Genomic DNA, 15,381 nt, shown 5'->3' with positions numbered 1-15,381 from the left:
CCACCTTTCATTGCGTTATCGTCAAGCTCCATTATCGCGCAGACAGGGCTAGCGCCTGATTGCGTGCCCACTCGTCGGCAGCCATGATCTCCTCCAGGGACGGCTGGCTGATTCCTTGGTGGATTTCGCAGGTTTCCCGCACGATGCGTTCAATGTCCAGGAAGCCGATCTCGCCCTGGAGGAAGCGCGCAACGGCTACCTCGTTGGCCGCGTTCAGGACGGCGGGATGGGTACCGCCTTGTTTTCCGCATTCATATGCCAATTGTAACAGAGGATAACGGTCAAAATCCATCGGCGCAAAATGCAGGGTTCCGCACTTCACCAGATCAAGCGGCTCCGTCATCAGCGGCATGCGCTTCGGGTAGCTGAGCGCGTACTGAATCGGAACACGCATGTCCGGGGTGCCCAGTTGAGCCATGACAGCCCGGTCCTTATATTCTACCATAGAGTGAATGATGCTTTCATAGTGCAGGATGCAGTCGATCTGTTCGTACGGCATGTCGAACAGCCAATGGGCTTCGATCACCTCGAAACCTTTGTTCATCATGCTGGCGGAATCAATGGTAATCTTGGCGCCCATGCTCCAGTTGGGGTGTTTCAGCGCTTCGGCGACGGTCACGTGGGCCAGTTCCTCCCGGCTCAAGTGGCGGAACGAGCCGCCGGAAGCCGTCAGGATAATCCGGGCCACGTCCTCCCGGCGCTCCCCTTGGAGCGATTGAAACACGGCGGAGTGCTCGCTGTCCACCGGGATGATCGGCACTCCCCGTTCGCGCGCGGCTTTCATGACGAGGTGACCGGCGCTTACGAGCGTCTCCTTGTTGGCCAGTGCGATCGCTTTCCCCGCCTCGATGGCGGCCAGCGTAGGCGCGACTCCCACACTCCCGACCACCGCCGTCACGACGAAATCGGCGTTCGGATGGCGGGCGGCCAGCTCCAATCCGGCCGTTCCGCAGACGATCTCCGGACGATGGGCGCTGCCGAGGCGCTCCCGCAGTTCGCCCGCCGCTTTTTCACTGCCGACGGATACCAGCTCGGGCCGGAATTGCTTCACCTGCTCCGCAAGCCGTTCCATATTGTTCCCTGCCGCCAGGGCCACTATCGAAAACTCCTCCGGATGCTGGGCCACCACGTCCAACGTACTCATGCCGATCGACCCGGTAGAGCCCAAGAGCGATATGCGTTTCAATCGTTTCACCCTCTATATCTCTTTCTATATGGCGTTCGCATTTAGACGATACCCAGCAGATACAAGACGGGAAAGACCATGATCCAACTGTCGCAGCGGTCGAGGACTCCGCCGTGGCCGGGCAGGATGCGGCCGGAGTCCTTGACGCCAAAGTGGCGTTTGATCGCCGATTCCACCAGATCGCCCAACTGTCCGGCCACTGCCGCCACCAGGGCAATCGCCACAGCCTGTCCGAGGGGGAGATGCCCGAAAGCGGCGTTGACGCCCAGCACGACCGCGACCGCAGCGAGCAGTCCGCCAAACGATCCCTCTACGGTTTTGTTCGGACTGATGGCCGGCCAGAGCTTTCGCCTGCCCACGGCCTTGCCGATGAAATAGGCACCGGAATCAGACGCCCAGATGCCCAGGATGACCAGCACCGTCAGCATCAAGCCGTCCGGGAGGTTGCGCACGGCCGCCATGTATGTAAAACCGTAGCCTATGTATAACGCCCCTATCAGCGTAAGGGCGGCGTGTTCAATGTGAAACTGATTTTTCCGCAGTACGGAATAAACCAGCAGCAGCAGCGTGACAGGCAGCACCAAATCCGGTATCACAACACCGGTCCCGGCCGAAAAGGAGAGAGCCGGCCAGACGATGCTGACCATCAACGCGTAAGCGAGCACACCCGCCGCGCTGAACGGCCGCAGTCCCGCCATCCGCAAAAATTCAAAAAGGCCCATGACGGCCAAAAACAACACCAGTAATGAATACCACACGTTCCCCAGATAGACGAGGAACAGGAAGGTTGCCCCACCAATGAGGCCCGTGATTATCCGCTGCTTCAACTGATTCCACCTCTCGGCTTAAACCGCCCCGTAGCGTCGAGCTCGGCCCTGGTATTCCACAATCGCCTGATAAAAATGTTCCCGGGTAAAATCAGGCCACAGCACATCGGTAAACCACAATTCCGTGTAGGCCAACTGCCACAGCATGAAGTTGCTCAAGCGAATTTCTCCGCTGGTGCGTATCAACAGATCCGGGTCCGGGATTCCGCTCGTGTAGAGATGCCGGGAAATGACATCTTCATTCAATTGCTCCAGGTCGATTTCACCCGCCTGCAGACGGGCCGCAATGTCCTTTACCGCTTCGACGATTTCCTTGCGCGCTCCGTAGTTGAGCGCGAAGTTCAACTGGAGACCGGTGTTGTTGCGCGTCCTCTGCTCCGCCGTTTCCAGCGCCTGAATCGTATAGGACGGCAACTGCTCCCGGCTGCCGACCATCCGGACCCGCACGTTCCGTTCGACCAATTCTTCCAATTCAGTCGACAAAAACTCCTGGGGAAGTTTCATGAGAAAATCCACTTCGTCCCGCGGCCGTTTCCAGTTCTCGGTGGAGAACGCGTACATCGTCAAATACTGCACGCCGATCTCGTCGGCTGCCTTGACGACTTCCTTTACCGTTTTCATCCCTGCCCGATGGCCGGCCATCCGGGGCAGATTGCGCTTCTTGGCCCACCGGCCGTTGCCGTCCATGATCACCGCCACGTGATGCGGAATCTGGCCGGACGGGTCCAGTTCAGCAGTCGTTGCCTGTTGTTCCTTGCGCGACCATTTGCGCGCCAGATGTTCTAACATAAAGTGTTCCCCCGCAATGAGAGATATAGACATACATCCCCCTCATCAGAGGGGGATTTCCTGGCTTACACTTCGAGAATGTCCTTCTCTTTTTCCTTGATGATCTTGTCCACTTCCGCGATAAACTTGTCCGTGGTTTTTTGCACGGTTTCCTGATGGCGGCGGGACTCGTCTTCGGAAATGGTGCCGCTCTTCTCCAGCTTCTTGATTTCTTCGTTGGCATCGCGGCGGATATTGCGGATGGCTACTTTCGCTTCCTCACCGCTCTTGTTTGCCACTTTCACCAGCTCTTTGCGGCGCTCTTCCGTCAGCAGTGGGATGACGATCCGGATGATGCTGCCGTCGTTGGAAGGCGTCAGCCCCAGATCGGACTGCTGAATCGCGCGGTCGATCTCTTTCAGGGCCGATTTGTCCCACGGCTGGATCGTCAGCATGCGCGGCTCCGGTACGCTGATGTTGGCCAGTTGGCTGATCGGCGTCGGCGTGCCGTAGTAATCCACGGTGATTTTGTCCAGCATCGCCGGATTGGCACGGCCGGCACGCAGGCTGGCAAGGTCTTTTTTCAGTGTGGCAATCGCTTTGTTCATGCGTTCTTCCATGTCCTTCAGCACGGTTTGCGGCATTATGATTCCCCCTTAACCAGTGTACCGATCTTTTCGCCCATTACGGCACGGCGAATGTTGCCTTCTTCGGAAATGTTGAAGACAATCAACGGAATGTTGTTGTCCATGCACAGGCTGGACGCCGTCGAATCCATGACGCCCAATCCCTTGTTCAGCACGTCGAGGAATGTCAGCTTGTCATACTTGACTGCAGCAGGATCGACGCTGGGGTCGGCGGAGTAGACGCCGTCCACCTTGTTTTTCGCCATCAGGATCACTTCGGCCTCGATTTCCGCCGCACGCAGGGCTGCCGTTGTATCCGTGGAGAAATACGGATTGCCCGTGCCTGCCGCGAAAATCACGACCCGGTTTTTCTCCAGATGGCGGATCGCCCGGCGGCGTATGTACGGTTCCGCCACCTGTCTCATTTCGATCGACGTTTGTACACGAGTCGGGACGTTCACTTTTTCCAATCCATCCTGCAGAGCGAGCGAGTTCATGACCGTCGCCAGCATGCCCATGTAATCGGCAGTGGCCCGATCCATGCCTTTGGAGCTGCCGGAAAGTCCGCGCCAGATATTGCCTCCACCGACAACGACTGCGACTTGTACGCCCAATTCTACAATTTCCTTGATCTGAGTAGCGATGGAGAAAATCACTTTCGGGTCGATTCCGTACCCTAATTCCCCCGCCAGAGCTTCCCCACTCAACTTTAACACAACCCGTTTATAGGCAGGAAGTGGCATGTGAAACGGCCTCCATTCATGAATCATTCTCTGTCCGGAACCGGAATCCTTCCGGCACCCGCCGGCGGCTTGTTCTTTTTACGCGGATGAGAGTTTCACACAGGGATCGTGTGAAACTCTCTTTCGACAAGCCTCTTACAAAATAGGGAACACACAGGTGTTCCCCATTTCGGTTTTTACTGTTTATTCACTTGCGCCATTACTTCCGCAGCGAAGTCTTCCTGTTTTTTCTCGATGCCTTCGCCAACTTGGAAGCGGACAAATGCCTTCAGCGTAGCGCCTGCCTCTTTCAAGAGAGCGGACACTTTCTTGTCCGGATCTTTCACGAATGGTTGTTCGACCATGACGAACTCTTCGAAGAACTTGGAGAGGCGGCCTTCCACCATTTTCTCCACAATGTTGGCCGGTTTGCCTTCAGCCAGCGCCTGGTTCTTGAGTACCTCGCGCTCGCGTTCGATCTCTTCCTGGGATACTTCTTCACGGTTGGCATAACGCGGGTTGGACGCAGCCGCGTGCATGCCCAGATCTTTCGCCAGCACTTCGTCCTTGGTGCCTTCCAGCGCTACCAGAACACCGATTTTACCGCCCATGTGCAGGTAAGCGCCGAACACGCCGTTGTCGGATTTCTCCAGAACGGAGAAGCGGCGGAAGGAGATGTTTTCTCCGATGGTGGCGATTTTCTCGCTGATCACTTGGGAGAGAGGAGCGCCTTCGCCTTTGAACGGCTGTTCCAGAGCTGCTTCCAGGGTAGCCGGACGTTGTTTTACCACGTGCTCGGCAATGTCTTTCACCAGCGTTTGGAACTCGGGGTTTTTCGCCACGAAGTCGGTCTCGCAGTTCACTTCCACGATGGCTGCCACGTTGCCCTCGATCGCGTAGGAGGTGAGCCCTTCCGCAGCGATGCGGCCCGCTTTTTTCGCCGCTTTGGCGATGCCGCGCTCACGCAGCAGGTCAATCGCCTTTTCCATGTCGCCGTTGGTTTCTTCCAGGGCGCGTTTGCAGTCCATCATGCCTGCGCCGGTGCGTTCGCGCAGTTCTTTCACCGCTTGTGCACTGATTGCCATGAGTTGAACCTCCTTGAAAAATGACGAGCTGGGTATATAGTGGTGAATAAAGGGTGGACGGGGTTCTGAAACCCTCAGTCCACCCTCTTAACACTTGCTTACGCAGTTGTAGTGGTTTGTTGTTCTCCGCCTTGGCTGCCTTCCAGCAGGGCGTCAGCCATTTTGGAGGTGAGCAGTTTCACGGCGCGGATCGCGTCGTCGTTGCCCGGGATTACGTAGTCGATCTCGTCCGGATCGCAGTTGGTATCGACAATCGCCACGATCGGGATGCCCAGCTTGCGGGCTTCCGCTACAGCAATGCGCTCTTTGCGCGGGTCGATGACGAACAGGGCGTCGGGCAGTTCTTCCATGTTCGCGATACCGCCGAGGAATTTCTCCAGGCGCTCTTTTTCCTTGCGCAGCACGATTACTTCTTTCTTCGGCAGTACGTCGAAGGTGCCGTCTTCTTCCATGCGGTTCAGCTCAGCCAGGCGAGCCGTACGCTTTTTGATGGTTGCGAAGTTGGTCAGCGTGCCGCCCAGCCAACGTTGGTTGATGTAGTAGTGACCGGTGCGTTCCGCTTCTTCTTTCACGGATTCCTGCGCTTGCTTCTTCGTGCCCACGAAGAGCATTTTACCGCCGTTTGCAGCGAGTTCACGCACGAAGTTGTACGCTTCCTCTACTTTTTTTACGGTTTTTTGCAGGTCGATAATGTAGATACCATTGCGTTCGGTGAAGATATAGCGAGCCATTTTCGGGTTCCAGCGACGAGTTTGGTGACCGAAGTGAACACCAGCCTCGAGGAGCTGTTTCATCGAAATAACTGCCATATTTCACACCTCCTTCAGATTGGTTTTTAGTGATGCCTACCTCCGCCTCACCGCATCTTCCGGACAAGACTGCCGACGGGCAGCACCGTTGTCGGAATTGGTGGACGTGCGAATTCAACACCGTTAATGAATATATCACATGGCACATTCAAATGCAACAAACGATTCCATTGTTTTTTGCAAAATCGTTCCTCCCCTGTCCGAGGCGTCATCCGCCCGCCGGATGCCGGCCCGGACCGCGCGCGAACGGGATGGCGGACAGCGGCCTGCCCAAAAAAACACCGCCTTACTTCGCAGGCGGTGTGGTGATGATCCGGACGATCTCCGCTTCGCTCGCTCCTGCCGGGATCTGATAGGTCCCGACCCGGATCCGGTTCAGTTTATTCTGCGCGCGCAGCGTTTCCACCAGTGTGTTGTCGGCGTCGAGAACCCCTGCTTCCACCATCTTGCGGGCGACACCTTCGGCGGTCGCCTTGTACGGGACCTGAACCGTGACGGTCGCTGCCGGCGGTTTCGGTGTCGCCGGGGCGGAAATGCGGGTGTTCCCGTCCGGTTTGGACGGCTCGCCGGCAGCGGCAGGGACGGCTGCGGACGGAGGCTGCGGCGCGCGGTTGCCCTCGGGCGGTCGGGGCGTCTGCGTTTGGGGCTGCGTCGGCGCCGTGACAGCGGGTGCCTGCGGCTGCTTTGGCGGAGTCGGAGCAGGCGGAAGCGAGACGTTCTGCTCCTGGCGCAGGCGGTCGTACTCGGCTTTGGACAGGAGCACCATCTGCATAGCCTCGGCCGCCTGTTTCACCTGTTCCTTGGTCAGCGAGGCGGAAGAGGCCGGAGCGGCTTGATGCACCGCGCCCAGCACGGCTGCCGCCACCATCAGGCCGGCGCCGAATCCAACCAACAGTTCACGCTTGCCCATCGGCCTTCCCTCTCTCTCCGGAACCGGCCAGCGAGAGGATCAATTCGATCTCGCCCTGCCCGGCTCCCAGCCTTTTGGCGATTTCATCGGGGGACAATCCCTCCTGCCGCAGTTCAAAGACGCGCCGATAGCGCTCCCGGAGGGAGAACGCGTCGGCCAATTCCTCTTCGCTCGCGCGCGGAGCCCCTGAGACCGCCGCTTGTCCTGCGGCTCGCCATGCGGCCCATTCGCTTTCCACACGGGCCAGGCGCTGCTTCAGTTCCGCCACCTCTTCCGCAAGCGCCGCATTGGCTTGCGTCCATCTGACTTCCGCCGCCTTCTGTTCGTGTTTGATCTGGTTGAGGAACCGCTGCAGGCTTCTTTCCATGTCCGCCTTGTCCCATGGCCCTTGCGGCGGCGTGGTTTCATCCGAACCGGCCGTCCGTTCCCGTTTGAACAGAAGCGCCGCCGTCATGATCAGCGCTCCCGCTCCGATCAGAATATAATAAGGAAGATCCATTGAAGTCACCTATGCTCCCATCTTGTCTCGGATGTTTACAAAGAGATGTCGATAAACCGCCCGCGCAGCGGATCGCGCATGGACACGCCGGCGGACGTCCTGCCTTCAGCCGACCCGTCCTTCGCTTCGTCCTGTTCCGCGCCGGAAGCGGTTTGTTTTTTTCGCTTTTGCGGATGTTCCCGTTCCCGAATCATGTTTTTCGCCGTCTCGTTGACGTCTGTGGGGCGCTGGCGCATCTGCAGATCCGCCAGTTTGCGGTCGTCCGTCTGCAACTGCTGCTCGTGCACGGCCCGCTGCTGATCATGTTCCTGGATGCGGCCGATCTCCGGGCTCCGCGGCAGGGACACCTGCCATTCAACCGCTTTCAAACTCATCCGGCCTCAACTCCTTCATCCCGTTTCCCACCAGGCCGCGTCAGATGAGGGTGGAGGTGGTGATTTCCCCCTCCAGCACGATAAACCGGGTGCGGGGGAACTCCTGTTTGATGAAGCGCACCAGCTTGCCAAACACCAGCTTGATGCCGGGGTACATCAGGTTGTACACTTCCACGGCAGCCGGCACATCCCCTTCCAATTCCTGTTCGATCTCTTTTTTTCGCGCCTCCAGTTTCTTTACCTCTTTCTCCAGCACGAGACGCGTATTGGTCAGCTTGATCTGCATCGTTCGTTTCTCCGGAGGCAGTTCGCCGGCGACCTGCAGCAGTTGGCTGAGCACGCCCAGCCCCTGATCCGTTTTGCGTAAATTTTCGTACACGTTTTGCAGTTCTTTGGTGATCGTCGACAATTCCTGCCTGAGTTCCGGCTTGACGCCCACTTCCAGCACGGTCGGGGTCGCGCTCGCATTGCCGATGACGCGGGCCGCGATCTTTTCACCGGCCTGCAGCACGCCGCCGATGATGAACCCCTTGGCGCCGTTGCAGATGATCTGCTTCCCGGCCCGGACCTGGGAAAACATGATGCTCTGCGACACCAGCACCTGATTGCCGGCGGTGACGTTGGCGTTTTGGATATAGGATGTCTTTACATTGCAGCCGGCCACCACATGTCCCTTGTCCTGGGCGACGATGCCGCTTCGGATTTCGATCGAGCCCCCTGCCTCCAGCTCGGCTCCCTCCACGCTGCCGAGCACGCGGATGTCGCCGGACGCCTTGATCCTGAACCCGGTCGGGACGTTCCCGCGAATGACCACCGTTCCCACAAAGTCGATGTTGCCGACGCGAAAATCCACGTCTCCGTTTACTTCAAACACGGGGAAGACGTTCACCTTGTCGTTTTCCGTAAACGACACCTGGCCGTCGATGGCGGCGTAGAGCAGCGTGCGTTCCTGATTCATCACGACGTTTTTTCCCGGCTTGATCATGACTTCCCTGCCAGCCTTCGGAGCGATGGGCTCGCCCGTCACGGCCGTTCCCGGCGTCCCCGGTGTAGGCGGCGTCTTGGCGGCCAGAAGCTGCCCTTTGGCCACGTTGGGAATATTGGTGATGCTGTAATAATCCACCCGCCCGTCATCCAGCTCTTTGGGACGTTTGTCGTCATGCAGGAGCGTCAGAAACGGATACTCGATTTTTCCGTCGATCCCGGGAACCGGGGGTGTGCCGCAGGCGACGGTGACCGAAACGTTGGCGAATTTGGCCGGGTTGCCGACCAGTTCGCTGATGACGCTGTCCAAAATGCCGTGCGTCACGTTTTTCGCGCGCAGGGCATCACGCACGTCTTGTTCCGTAATGAGGATAGGGCCACCCCGCCCCTCGTCGGGGACGATCAGCGTGACCCTCGCTTCCAGCTTGTCCGGAGAGATGTTCACTTCCAGCCTGATGTTCCCTGTCTCTTCCATCTTTCTGCCCCCCTCAAAACCATGGATTGCTCTCGTTCTGCAATCACCGCTCCCGTCCGCTCCTACATCAACTGCGATTTCCAGCGCGACAGAGCGGAGCGCATGCGGAAAATCGCTTTGGAATGAAGCTGCGAGATGCGGGACGGAGAGAGATTCATCACCTCGGCAATTTCCGACAAGGACAGTTCTTCGAAGTAGAACAGCGAGACGACCAGCCGTTCTTTTTCCGGCAGCTTGTCGATGACGCTTACCAGCACTTCCTTCAAGCCGGCCGTTTCCGCCACGTATTCCGGACTGGGCGTCACTTCATCGACGATGTAGGAATGGCGCGCGGTCTTTTGTTCGTCTTCTTCGCCGACCGCTTCATCAATGGAGATCATCGATGCCAGGGAGGTCTCGTAGTGAACCTGCCGCAGTTCCTTCTCGGAGATGCCCAGATACTGGGACACTTCCCCTTCGGTGGGCGTGCGGAGCTTCTCTTGTTCCAGGTAGGAGTAGGCCTCTTCGATCTTCTTGGCCTTGTCGCGAATCGTCCGCGGGATCCAGTCGTTCTCCCGCAGTCCGTCAATCATCGCGCCGCGAATGCGCCACATCGCGTAGGTCTCGAACTGCAGCCCGCGGGTGTGGTCAAACTTGGCCAGCGCATCCAGCAGGCCAAAGCGGCCGTAACTGATCAGATCGTCCTTGTCCACGTTGGCCGGCAGGCTGCCAGCCAAGCGGCTGGCAACCTTGTCGACGAGGGGGAGGTACTGGGTCACCAGGTCCTCCTCCGCCTCGCGACTGCCTTCCTGCTTCCACATCACCCATTTATCGAACTGTCTTGCCTTCTCCTGATTGGTAAGCCGTGCCACGAATCAGTCACCAACCTTTACTCATCAGTTAACCGCCTGACAACATCCGCAACGACAGAGGGATCTTGAACCGGAGCAATTCGGTCGATTTGGTTTGTGTTCAGCGGCATAAACGGTTCATCGTCCGGAGCGGTCTGCTGCTCCCCACTCTCCGGGGAGGCATCCGTTCCGTCCGCTGCTGCCTTGCCTGCGGCGGCCTCCGATGTATCCATGACCCTTGCCAGCAGCCAGCGCAGGGGAAACGCCGCGAGAAAAAAGAGAATGAAAGCCGTGAAGGCCCGCTCCAGAGAGACAAGCCAGATGTTTCCTGCCAAGGCCGTGGCCAGCGTCATGACGAAGCCGAGAAAGCCGATCCCTGTGTTCAGCCAAATGGTTCCCCACATACCTATACTTCCTTCACACCATGATTTACGGTCCGGATCTGGAGAATGCCCGTAGACGTGTCGAATTCGATCGTCCTTCCGCAATTGCCGCCGGTATCCTCAGCCACAATCCTGATCTGCGCGGATTGGAGCGCCTGCTTGCAGGCCTCCACGTTGCGCGGGCCAATCCGCATCGTATCGCTGTTGCCCAAAGACGCGAACATCTGCGCGCCGCCCGCCAGCTTGGCCACCATGTGGCGGACCGACGCGCCTGCCCGTTCCATCTCCTGAATCAATTGGGGAATCGCGGTGTCCGCGTATTTCCCCACCGTGAGCGGCCCGCCTTTTCCCAGGGACGATTCGGGCAGCATCACATGGGCCATCCCGCCCACCTTGTGCACGACGTCATACAAGACGACTCCGACGCACGACCCCAATCCGGTCGTGCGCAGCCGGTCCGGAGGTTTTGCCACGCCCAGGTCTGCCATGCCGATTTTAATGATCTCCATCGAACGGAACTCCTAATGAACCAAATAGTGTTTTCAACGAATCCGGGTCCGGGATCAGGAAAAAGTGGCCTTGCACCTGATCGTTTCCTTCAAAGAAGGCGGTGTCAATCGTCAGGGCGACGTCTCCCGAATGACCGAGTTCGATCAGCCCGTGGCTGAGGATCGCTCCGGCCATGTCGATGGCCAGCGCCGGCACGGAAGGCTGCATGTTCAGATTGGTGAAATCCGCCAGCGACGACAGGTAAGACCCGGTCAGGATGTTGCCGATTTCGTGCAGGGCGGAATACTCGAAATCGGTCCATTCGTGCACGTCTTTGTCCGCGCCCGTCATCTGCCGCAGCAGGCTGCGGGCGGACTCCATGTCCAGTATGAAGAACATGTTGCCGGGGCAATCGCCTTCCACGCGAAGAAACACGGTCACGACGATCGCCTCGGAACCGCCGACGCAATCGGCCACCTGGTCAAACGGGATCACGCTGACCTTCGGCACATTCATGTCAATTTCTTTTTGAATGAGCTTGGAGAGTGCCGTAGCCGCATGGCCGGCGCCGATGTTGCCCACCTCGCGCAGCACGTCGAACTGGAAGTCTCCAAACTTGGCAAAGTACTCCATTGCACTTATCCCTCAAGCGCGTCCAATTGTTTGATTTCTTCGGTGCTCAGCACCTTGTCGAGGTTGAGCAGGATCAGGAGGCGTTTCTCCAGCTTGGCCACACCCCGCAGGTATGCCGCTTCCACTCCGCCGACCACTTCCGGTGGCGGCTCGATGGCGTCGACCGGAATATCGATGACGTCGTTGGCTGCGTCGACGATCAGCCCCACTTCCAGCTCGCCGACCCCCACGATGATGATCCGGGTCGATTCGCCGTAGGCCGTCTCTTCCAGGCCGAAACGGCTGCGCAGGTCAATGATCGGCGTGACCACGCCGCGCAGGTTGATGACCCCTTTGACAAACTTGGGCGTGCGCGGAACGCGCGTGATATGCTCCAGCTTCTCAATCGACTTGACCTGGTTCACTTCCACGCCGTACTCTTCGTCTTTCAACCGAAAAACAATGACTTTCACTTCGCCTGTAATTTCTTTTTGCTCCAGCATGGGCTGCGCCTCCCTTTACTTGATCAGTGCGTTGCAATCGATAATCAGTGCGACCTGTCCGTCGCCAAGAATCGTCGCGCCGGAGATGGCAAAGACGTTCACCAGGTATTTGCCCAGTGATTTCAGAACGATTTCCTGCTGGCCGATGAAGGAATCGACCACCAGGCCGGCCATTTTCTCTCCCTTGCGGACGATCACGACGGCCACTTCGTCGTCACTGCCCACTCCGGCGTCAGGCACCTGGAAGATGTCCTGCAGCGAGACGAGGGGAACCACCCTGCCGCGGAAGTCGATCACCTGCTGCCGGTGCGCCATCATGATCTGATCTTTGCGGAAAACAGCTGTCTCGATGATCGAGCTGAGCGGCACGGCGTACTTCTCGTTCTGCACCTGCACCAGCATCGCCGAGATGATGGACAGGGTGAGCGGAAGCTGGATGAGGAACGTGGTGCCCTGGCCGCGGACGGAGTCGACGCTGACGCTGCCGCCCAGGGACTCGATTTTGGACTTCACCACATCCAGGCCGACCCCCCGGCCGGAGATATCGGAGATGACCTCTGCCGTGCTCAGGCCGGATGCGAACAGCAGCTCGTAAATCTGCTTGTCCGTCATGCTGTCGGCATTGGCCGGATTGACGATTCCCCGTTCGATCGCTTTTTTCAGGACCTTCTCCTTGTTGATGCCGGCCCCGTCGTCCTTCACCTCAATAAAGACGTGGTTGCCGCTGTGGTACGCCCGAAGGAAGATGGTTCCCTCTTCCGGCTTGCCCGCCTTTTTCCGTTCCGCCGGAGATTCGATGCCGTGGTCCAGCGAGTTGCGCAGGAGGTGCACCAGCGGGTCTCCGATTTCGTCGATGACGGTGCGGTCCAGTTCGGTCTCCGCACCAAAAATCTCCAAATTTACTTTTTTGTTCAAGTCTTTTGCCAAATCGCGGATCATCCGCGGGAAGCGGTTGAACACCTGCTCGACCGGCACCATGCGCATGGTCAGAATGATGTTCTGCAGGTCGCCGCTGATCCGGCTCATGTGTTCGACGGTCTCCTGCAGTTCGCTCTTGCCGATCTCGCGCGCCAACTGCTCCAGCCGTCCCCTGTCAATCACCAGTTCGCTGAACAGGTTCATCAGCACATCCAGCCGCTCGATATCCACGCGGATCGTCTTGCCCGCGGTGGACACCTTTTTCAATCCGCCTGCCGGTGCCTCCGGCTTTTTCTCGACTGCCGGCGCTGCGCTGGCCGCCGCCTGTTCTTTCGCCTGCTTCACTTCCTGCTCTGCCTTGGCGGCCGGTTCCTTCAACTGCAGCGGCTCCAGCTCCACTTCCCTGATTTCCGAAATGTTGGCGATGGTCTGGCGGATCTTGTCGGCCGGCTGCATCGTGACGTACACCAGTTCAAACGATCGGTCAAACCGTTCGTTCTCGATCTCTTCCACCGCCGGTGTCGACTTGATCACGTCGCCCATCGACTCCAGCTGATCAAACACCATGTAGGCGCGGGCCGCCTTCAGCACGCATCCTTCGTCAAGCGTCACCTTGATCCAGAACAGATTGTGGCCCGCTTCCTTGGACTGTTTCAGAACGGTCAGGGCAAACTCATCCAGGTTGTGCTGCCGCTCCGATCCGGCGGCTTCCTTCCCGGCGGGTGCTTCCACGGCCGCCTCGGCTGCCGCAGCGGTCTGCACGGCGGAAAAATCGCCTGCCACGATGGCGCGCAGCTTTTTCACCAGGGCGGAAACATCGGCGGAACCGTCGCCGCCTTCCACGATGTTCATCACCATGCCCTCGATCAAATCGACGCTCTGAAAGATGACGTCCATGATGTCGCCGGTAATCGTCAGCTTGTGGTTGCGGATCATGTCCAGCACGTTTTCCGTCTCGTGCGTGAGGCTTGCCATGTCCTCAAACCCCATGGTGGCCGACATCCCTTTCAGGGTATGGGCGGAACGGAAGATTTCGTTCACGATCTGGATGTTTTCCGGATCGTTCTCCAAGAGGAGCAGATTGGCGTTGATCGCCTGCAGGTGTTCCTTTGACTCTTCGATAAACATGTCCAGGTATTGATTCATGTCCACGGGTGATCCACCTCCCATAATCAATGCAACAGCTTACACAGCGTTTCGGCTATCCGGTCCAAAGGAACGACGTTGTCGGCAAGGCCCGCCTGAATGACAGCCCGCGGCATTCCGAAAACGACACATGTCGACTCGTCCTCGACAATGCTGGTCACGCGTCCCGTCTCTTTCATTCGTCCCAGGCCTTTTGCCCCATCATTTCCCATGCCTGTCATGATGATTGCCCATTTGTCTACATTTGTCAATCGGCTTGCCGACTCAAACAGGACGTCGACGGAAGGACGGTGTCCGCCCCTCGGTTCCTCTTGGTGCAAGCGCGTTTCCAGCCGCCCGCCGCTTGCCTGAACCACTTCCAGATGGAAGCCGCCCGGCGCGATATACGCCGTCCCCGGCTGGATCCATTCGCCGTCTTCCGCTTCCGTCACGCGGATGGCGCAAAGCGAATCCAGCCGCTGCGCGAGCGATTTGGTAAAACCGGCCGGCATGTGCTGGACGATGAGAATCGGCGCCGGAAAGTCGGCCGGGAGTGCGGTCAACACGGTTTGCAGCGCTTTCGGCCCCCCGGTGGACGTCCCCAGCACAACCAGTTTGGAGACGGCCGCCGTTCGCCGCGGGGCGGCAGCCGCCGGCGGGGTAACACCGGAATCAGCCGTCCCCGGTTGGATGGTGCCCGGAGCGGCACGATCCGGTGCACCCGTGCCCGGATGGGCCGGCTCCGGCTGCGTCCACACCGTCTTCCGCTTGAGCATGGCCGAAAGCGGGGCGACCGTCGTGCCGAGTCTGCCCGGAGGTTTTCGCAGACGGCCGTTCGCCTGTGCCGCCGCTTTCACCCGCTCGATCAGCCGTTCGGCCACTTTGTGAATATCGAGCGAGATGGGACCGGACGGCTTGGTCACGAAGTCTACCGCGCCCAGTTCCAGCGCGCGGATCGTCGCTTCCGCCCCTTCCCTGGTCAGGCTGCTGAGCATCACGACCGGGACGGGGTGCTCGGTCATCAGACGCTCCAGCGCATCCAGTCCGTTCATGACCGGCATTTCAATATCGAGCGTTACGACATCGGGATGGAGCTGCTTGACTTTTTCAAGACATTCGAGTCCGTTCTTGGCTCGGTCAACCACTTCGATGTCAGGATCGCTATGTAAGATGTCTGTGATGACTTTACGCATAAAGGCAGAGTCGTCGGTGACGAGAACTCGAATCTTGTTCATCCGCTGCCGCTCCTTCCTTCC

At 58.6% G+C, this 15,381-nt stretch carries 18 protein-coding genes; all 18 read right to left on the bottom strand.

What is annotated here, in order from left to right:
- Positions 1-31: 31 nt before the first annotated feature.
- Positions 32-1,186, bottom strand: a complete 1,155-nt coding sequence (locus FOI68_RS07630) for a 1-deoxy-D-xylulose-5-phosphate reductoisomerase (RefSeq protein ID WP_143862819.1) — start codon at positions 1,184-1,186, stop codon at positions 32-34.
- A gap of 41 nt (positions 1,187-1,227) precedes the next feature.
- Positions 1,228-2,013 (bottom strand): phosphatidate cytidylyltransferase, encoded by a 786-nt coding sequence (locus FOI68_RS07625; protein ID WP_044898023.1) that lies wholly within the window; start codon positions 2,011-2,013, stop codon positions 1,228-1,230.
- 18 nt (positions 2,014-2,031) lie between these two features.
- Complete coding sequence (locus FOI68_RS07620; protein ID WP_029098982.1) at positions 2,032-2,802, bottom strand: undecaprenyl pyrophosphate synthase; 771 nt, start codon at positions 2,800-2,802, stop codon at positions 2,032-2,034.
- Between the two features lie 65 nt (positions 2,803-2,867).
- Complete coding sequence (frr, locus tag FOI68_RS07615) at positions 2,868-3,425, bottom strand: ribosome recycling factor (protein WP_143862779.1); 558 nt, start codon at positions 3,423-3,425, stop codon at positions 2,868-2,870.
- Positions 3,425-4,150, bottom strand: a complete 726-nt coding sequence (pyrH, locus tag FOI68_RS07610) for a UMP kinase (RefSeq protein ID WP_029098980.1) — start codon at positions 4,148-4,150, stop codon at positions 3,425-3,427. Before pyrH ends, frr begins: the two co-directional genes overlap by 1 nt.
- A 176-nt stretch (positions 4,151-4,326) precedes the next feature.
- On the bottom strand, positions 4,327-5,214 hold the full coding sequence (tsf, locus tag FOI68_RS07605; RefSeq protein ID WP_035297343.1) for a translation elongation factor Ts: 888 nt from the start codon (positions 5,212-5,214) through the stop codon (positions 4,327-4,329).
- Positions 5,215-5,312: 98 nt separating this feature from the next.
- A complete protein-coding gene (gene rpsB, locus FOI68_RS07600; RefSeq protein ID WP_029098978.1) occupies positions 5,313-6,023 on the bottom strand; it encodes a 30S ribosomal protein S2 in 711 nt (236 codons plus the stop codon).
- 286 nt (positions 6,024-6,309) lie between these two features.
- Positions 6,310-6,933, bottom strand: a complete 624-nt coding sequence (locus FOI68_RS07595; RefSeq protein WP_143862778.1) for an endolytic transglycosylase MltG — start codon at positions 6,931-6,933, stop codon at positions 6,310-6,312.
- Positions 6,920-7,432 carry a DUF6115 domain-containing protein gene (locus FOI68_RS07590; RefSeq protein ID WP_143862777.1) on the bottom strand — a complete coding sequence of 171 codons (513 nt, stop codon included), beginning with the start codon at positions 7,430-7,432 and terminating at the stop codon, positions 6,920-6,922. The genes FOI68_RS07595 and FOI68_RS07590 overlap by 14 nt, the downstream gene beginning before the upstream one ends.
- Positions 7,433-7,467: 35 nt before the next feature.
- Complete coding sequence (locus tag FOI68_RS07585) at positions 7,468-7,806, bottom strand: hypothetical protein (protein WP_029098975.1); 339 nt, start codon at positions 7,804-7,806, stop codon at positions 7,468-7,470.
- 40 nt (positions 7,807-7,846) lie between these two features.
- Positions 7,847-9,265 carry a flagellar assembly protein A gene (locus FOI68_RS07580; protein ID WP_143862776.1) on the bottom strand — a complete coding sequence of 473 codons (1,419 nt, stop codon included), beginning with the start codon at positions 9,263-9,265 and terminating at the stop codon, positions 7,847-7,849.
- Positions 9,266-9,327: 62 nt separating this feature from the next.
- The gene (locus tag FOI68_RS07575; protein WP_029098973.1) at positions 9,328-10,116 is read right to left on the bottom strand and encodes a FliA/WhiG family RNA polymerase sigma factor; all 789 of its coding nucleotides are present in this window, start codon (positions 10,114-10,116) and stop codon (positions 9,328-9,330) included.
- A gap of 17 nt (positions 10,117-10,133) precedes the next feature.
- Complete coding sequence (locus FOI68_RS07570) at positions 10,134-10,499, bottom strand: hypothetical protein (protein ID WP_029098972.1); 366 nt, start codon at positions 10,497-10,499, stop codon at positions 10,134-10,136.
- Positions 10,500-10,501: 2 nt separating this feature from the next.
- On the bottom strand, positions 10,502-10,987 hold the full coding sequence (locus FOI68_RS07565; protein ID WP_029098971.1) for a chemotaxis protein CheD: 486 nt from the start codon (positions 10,985-10,987) through the stop codon (positions 10,502-10,504).
- Complete coding sequence (locus FOI68_RS07560) at positions 10,974-11,600, bottom strand: chemotaxis protein CheC (RefSeq protein WP_029098970.1); 627 nt, start codon at positions 11,598-11,600, stop codon at positions 10,974-10,976. The genes FOI68_RS07565 and FOI68_RS07560 overlap by 14 nt, the downstream gene beginning before the upstream one ends.
- Before the next feature lie 5 nt (positions 11,601-11,605).
- Positions 11,606-12,082 carry a chemotaxis protein CheW gene (locus FOI68_RS07555; protein ID WP_029098969.1) on the bottom strand — a complete coding sequence of 159 codons (477 nt, stop codon included), beginning with the start codon at positions 12,080-12,082 and terminating at the stop codon, positions 11,606-11,608.
- Positions 12,083-12,097: 15 nt separating this feature from the next.
- Positions 12,098-14,152 carry a chemotaxis protein CheA gene (locus FOI68_RS07550; protein ID WP_035297334.1) on the bottom strand — a complete coding sequence of 685 codons (2,055 nt, stop codon included), beginning with the start codon at positions 14,150-14,152 and terminating at the stop codon, positions 12,098-12,100.
- Between the two features lie 20 nt (positions 14,153-14,172).
- Positions 14,173-15,360 (bottom strand): protein-glutamate methylesterase/protein-glutamine glutaminase, encoded by a 1,188-nt coding sequence (locus FOI68_RS07545; RefSeq protein WP_143862775.1) that lies wholly within the window; start codon positions 15,358-15,360, stop codon positions 14,173-14,175.
- Positions 15,361-15,381 lie beyond the last annotated feature (21 nt).

It is taken from the genome of Brevibacillus sp. LEMMJ03, assembly GCF_007197875.1.
Classification (GTDB): domain Bacteria; phylum Bacillota; class Bacilli; order Brevibacillales; family Brevibacillaceae; genus Brevibacillus; species Brevibacillus thermoruber.
The sequence above is the reverse complement of the archived record's forward strand: the minus strand, read 5'-3'. Positions and strand labels throughout refer to the sequence as shown.

Coding starts and splice junctions, on each gene's coding strand:
- FOI68_RS07620 (WP_029098982.1), bottom strand. CDS start 2,802: ATGTTAGAACATCTGGCGCGCAAATGGTCGCGCAAGGAACAACAGGCA.
- frr (WP_143862779.1), bottom strand. CDS start 3,425: ATGCCGCAAACCGTGCTGAAGGACATGGAAGAACGCATGAACAAAGCG.
- pyrH (WP_029098980.1), bottom strand. CDS start 4,150: ATGCCACTTCCTGCCTATAAACGGGTTGTGTTAAAGTTGAGTGGGGAA.
- tsf (WP_035297343.1), bottom strand. CDS start 5,214: ATGGCAATCAGTGCACAAGCGGTGAAAGAACTGCGCGAACGCACCGGC.
- rpsB (WP_029098978.1), bottom strand. CDS start 6,023: ATGGCAGTTATTTCGATGAAACAGCTCCTCGAGGCTGGTGTTCACTTC.
- FOI68_RS07595 (WP_143862778.1), bottom strand. CDS start 6,933: ATGGGCAAGCGTGAACTGTTGGTTGGATTCGGCGCCGGCCTGATGGTG.
- FOI68_RS07590 (WP_143862777.1), bottom strand. CDS start 7,432: ATGGATCTTCCTTATTATATTCTGATCGGAGCGGGAGCGCTGATCATG.
- FOI68_RS07585 (WP_029098975.1), bottom strand. CDS start 7,806: ATGAGTTTGAAAGCGGTTGAATGGCAGGTGTCCCTGCCGCGGAGCCCG.
- FOI68_RS07580 (WP_143862776.1), bottom strand. CDS start 9,265: ATGGAAGAGACAGGGAACATCAGGCTGGAAGTGAACATCTCTCCGGAC.
- FOI68_RS07570 (WP_029098972.1), bottom strand. CDS start 10,499: ATGTGGGGAACCATTTGGCTGAACACAGGGATCGGCTTTCTCGGCTTC.
- FOI68_RS07565 (WP_029098971.1), bottom strand. CDS start 10,987: ATGGAGATCATTAAAATCGGCATGGCAGACCTGGGCGTGGCAAAACCT.
- FOI68_RS07560 (WP_029098970.1), bottom strand. CDS start 11,600: ATGGAGTACTTTGCCAAGTTTGGAGACTTCCAGTTCGACGTGCTGCGC.
- FOI68_RS07555 (WP_029098969.1), bottom strand. CDS start 12,082: ATGCTGGAGCAAAAAGAAATTACAGGCGAAGTGAAAGTCATTGTTTTT.
- FOI68_RS07545 (WP_143862775.1), bottom strand. CDS start 15,360: ATGAACAAGATTCGAGTTCTCGTCACCGACGACTCTGCCTTTATGCGT.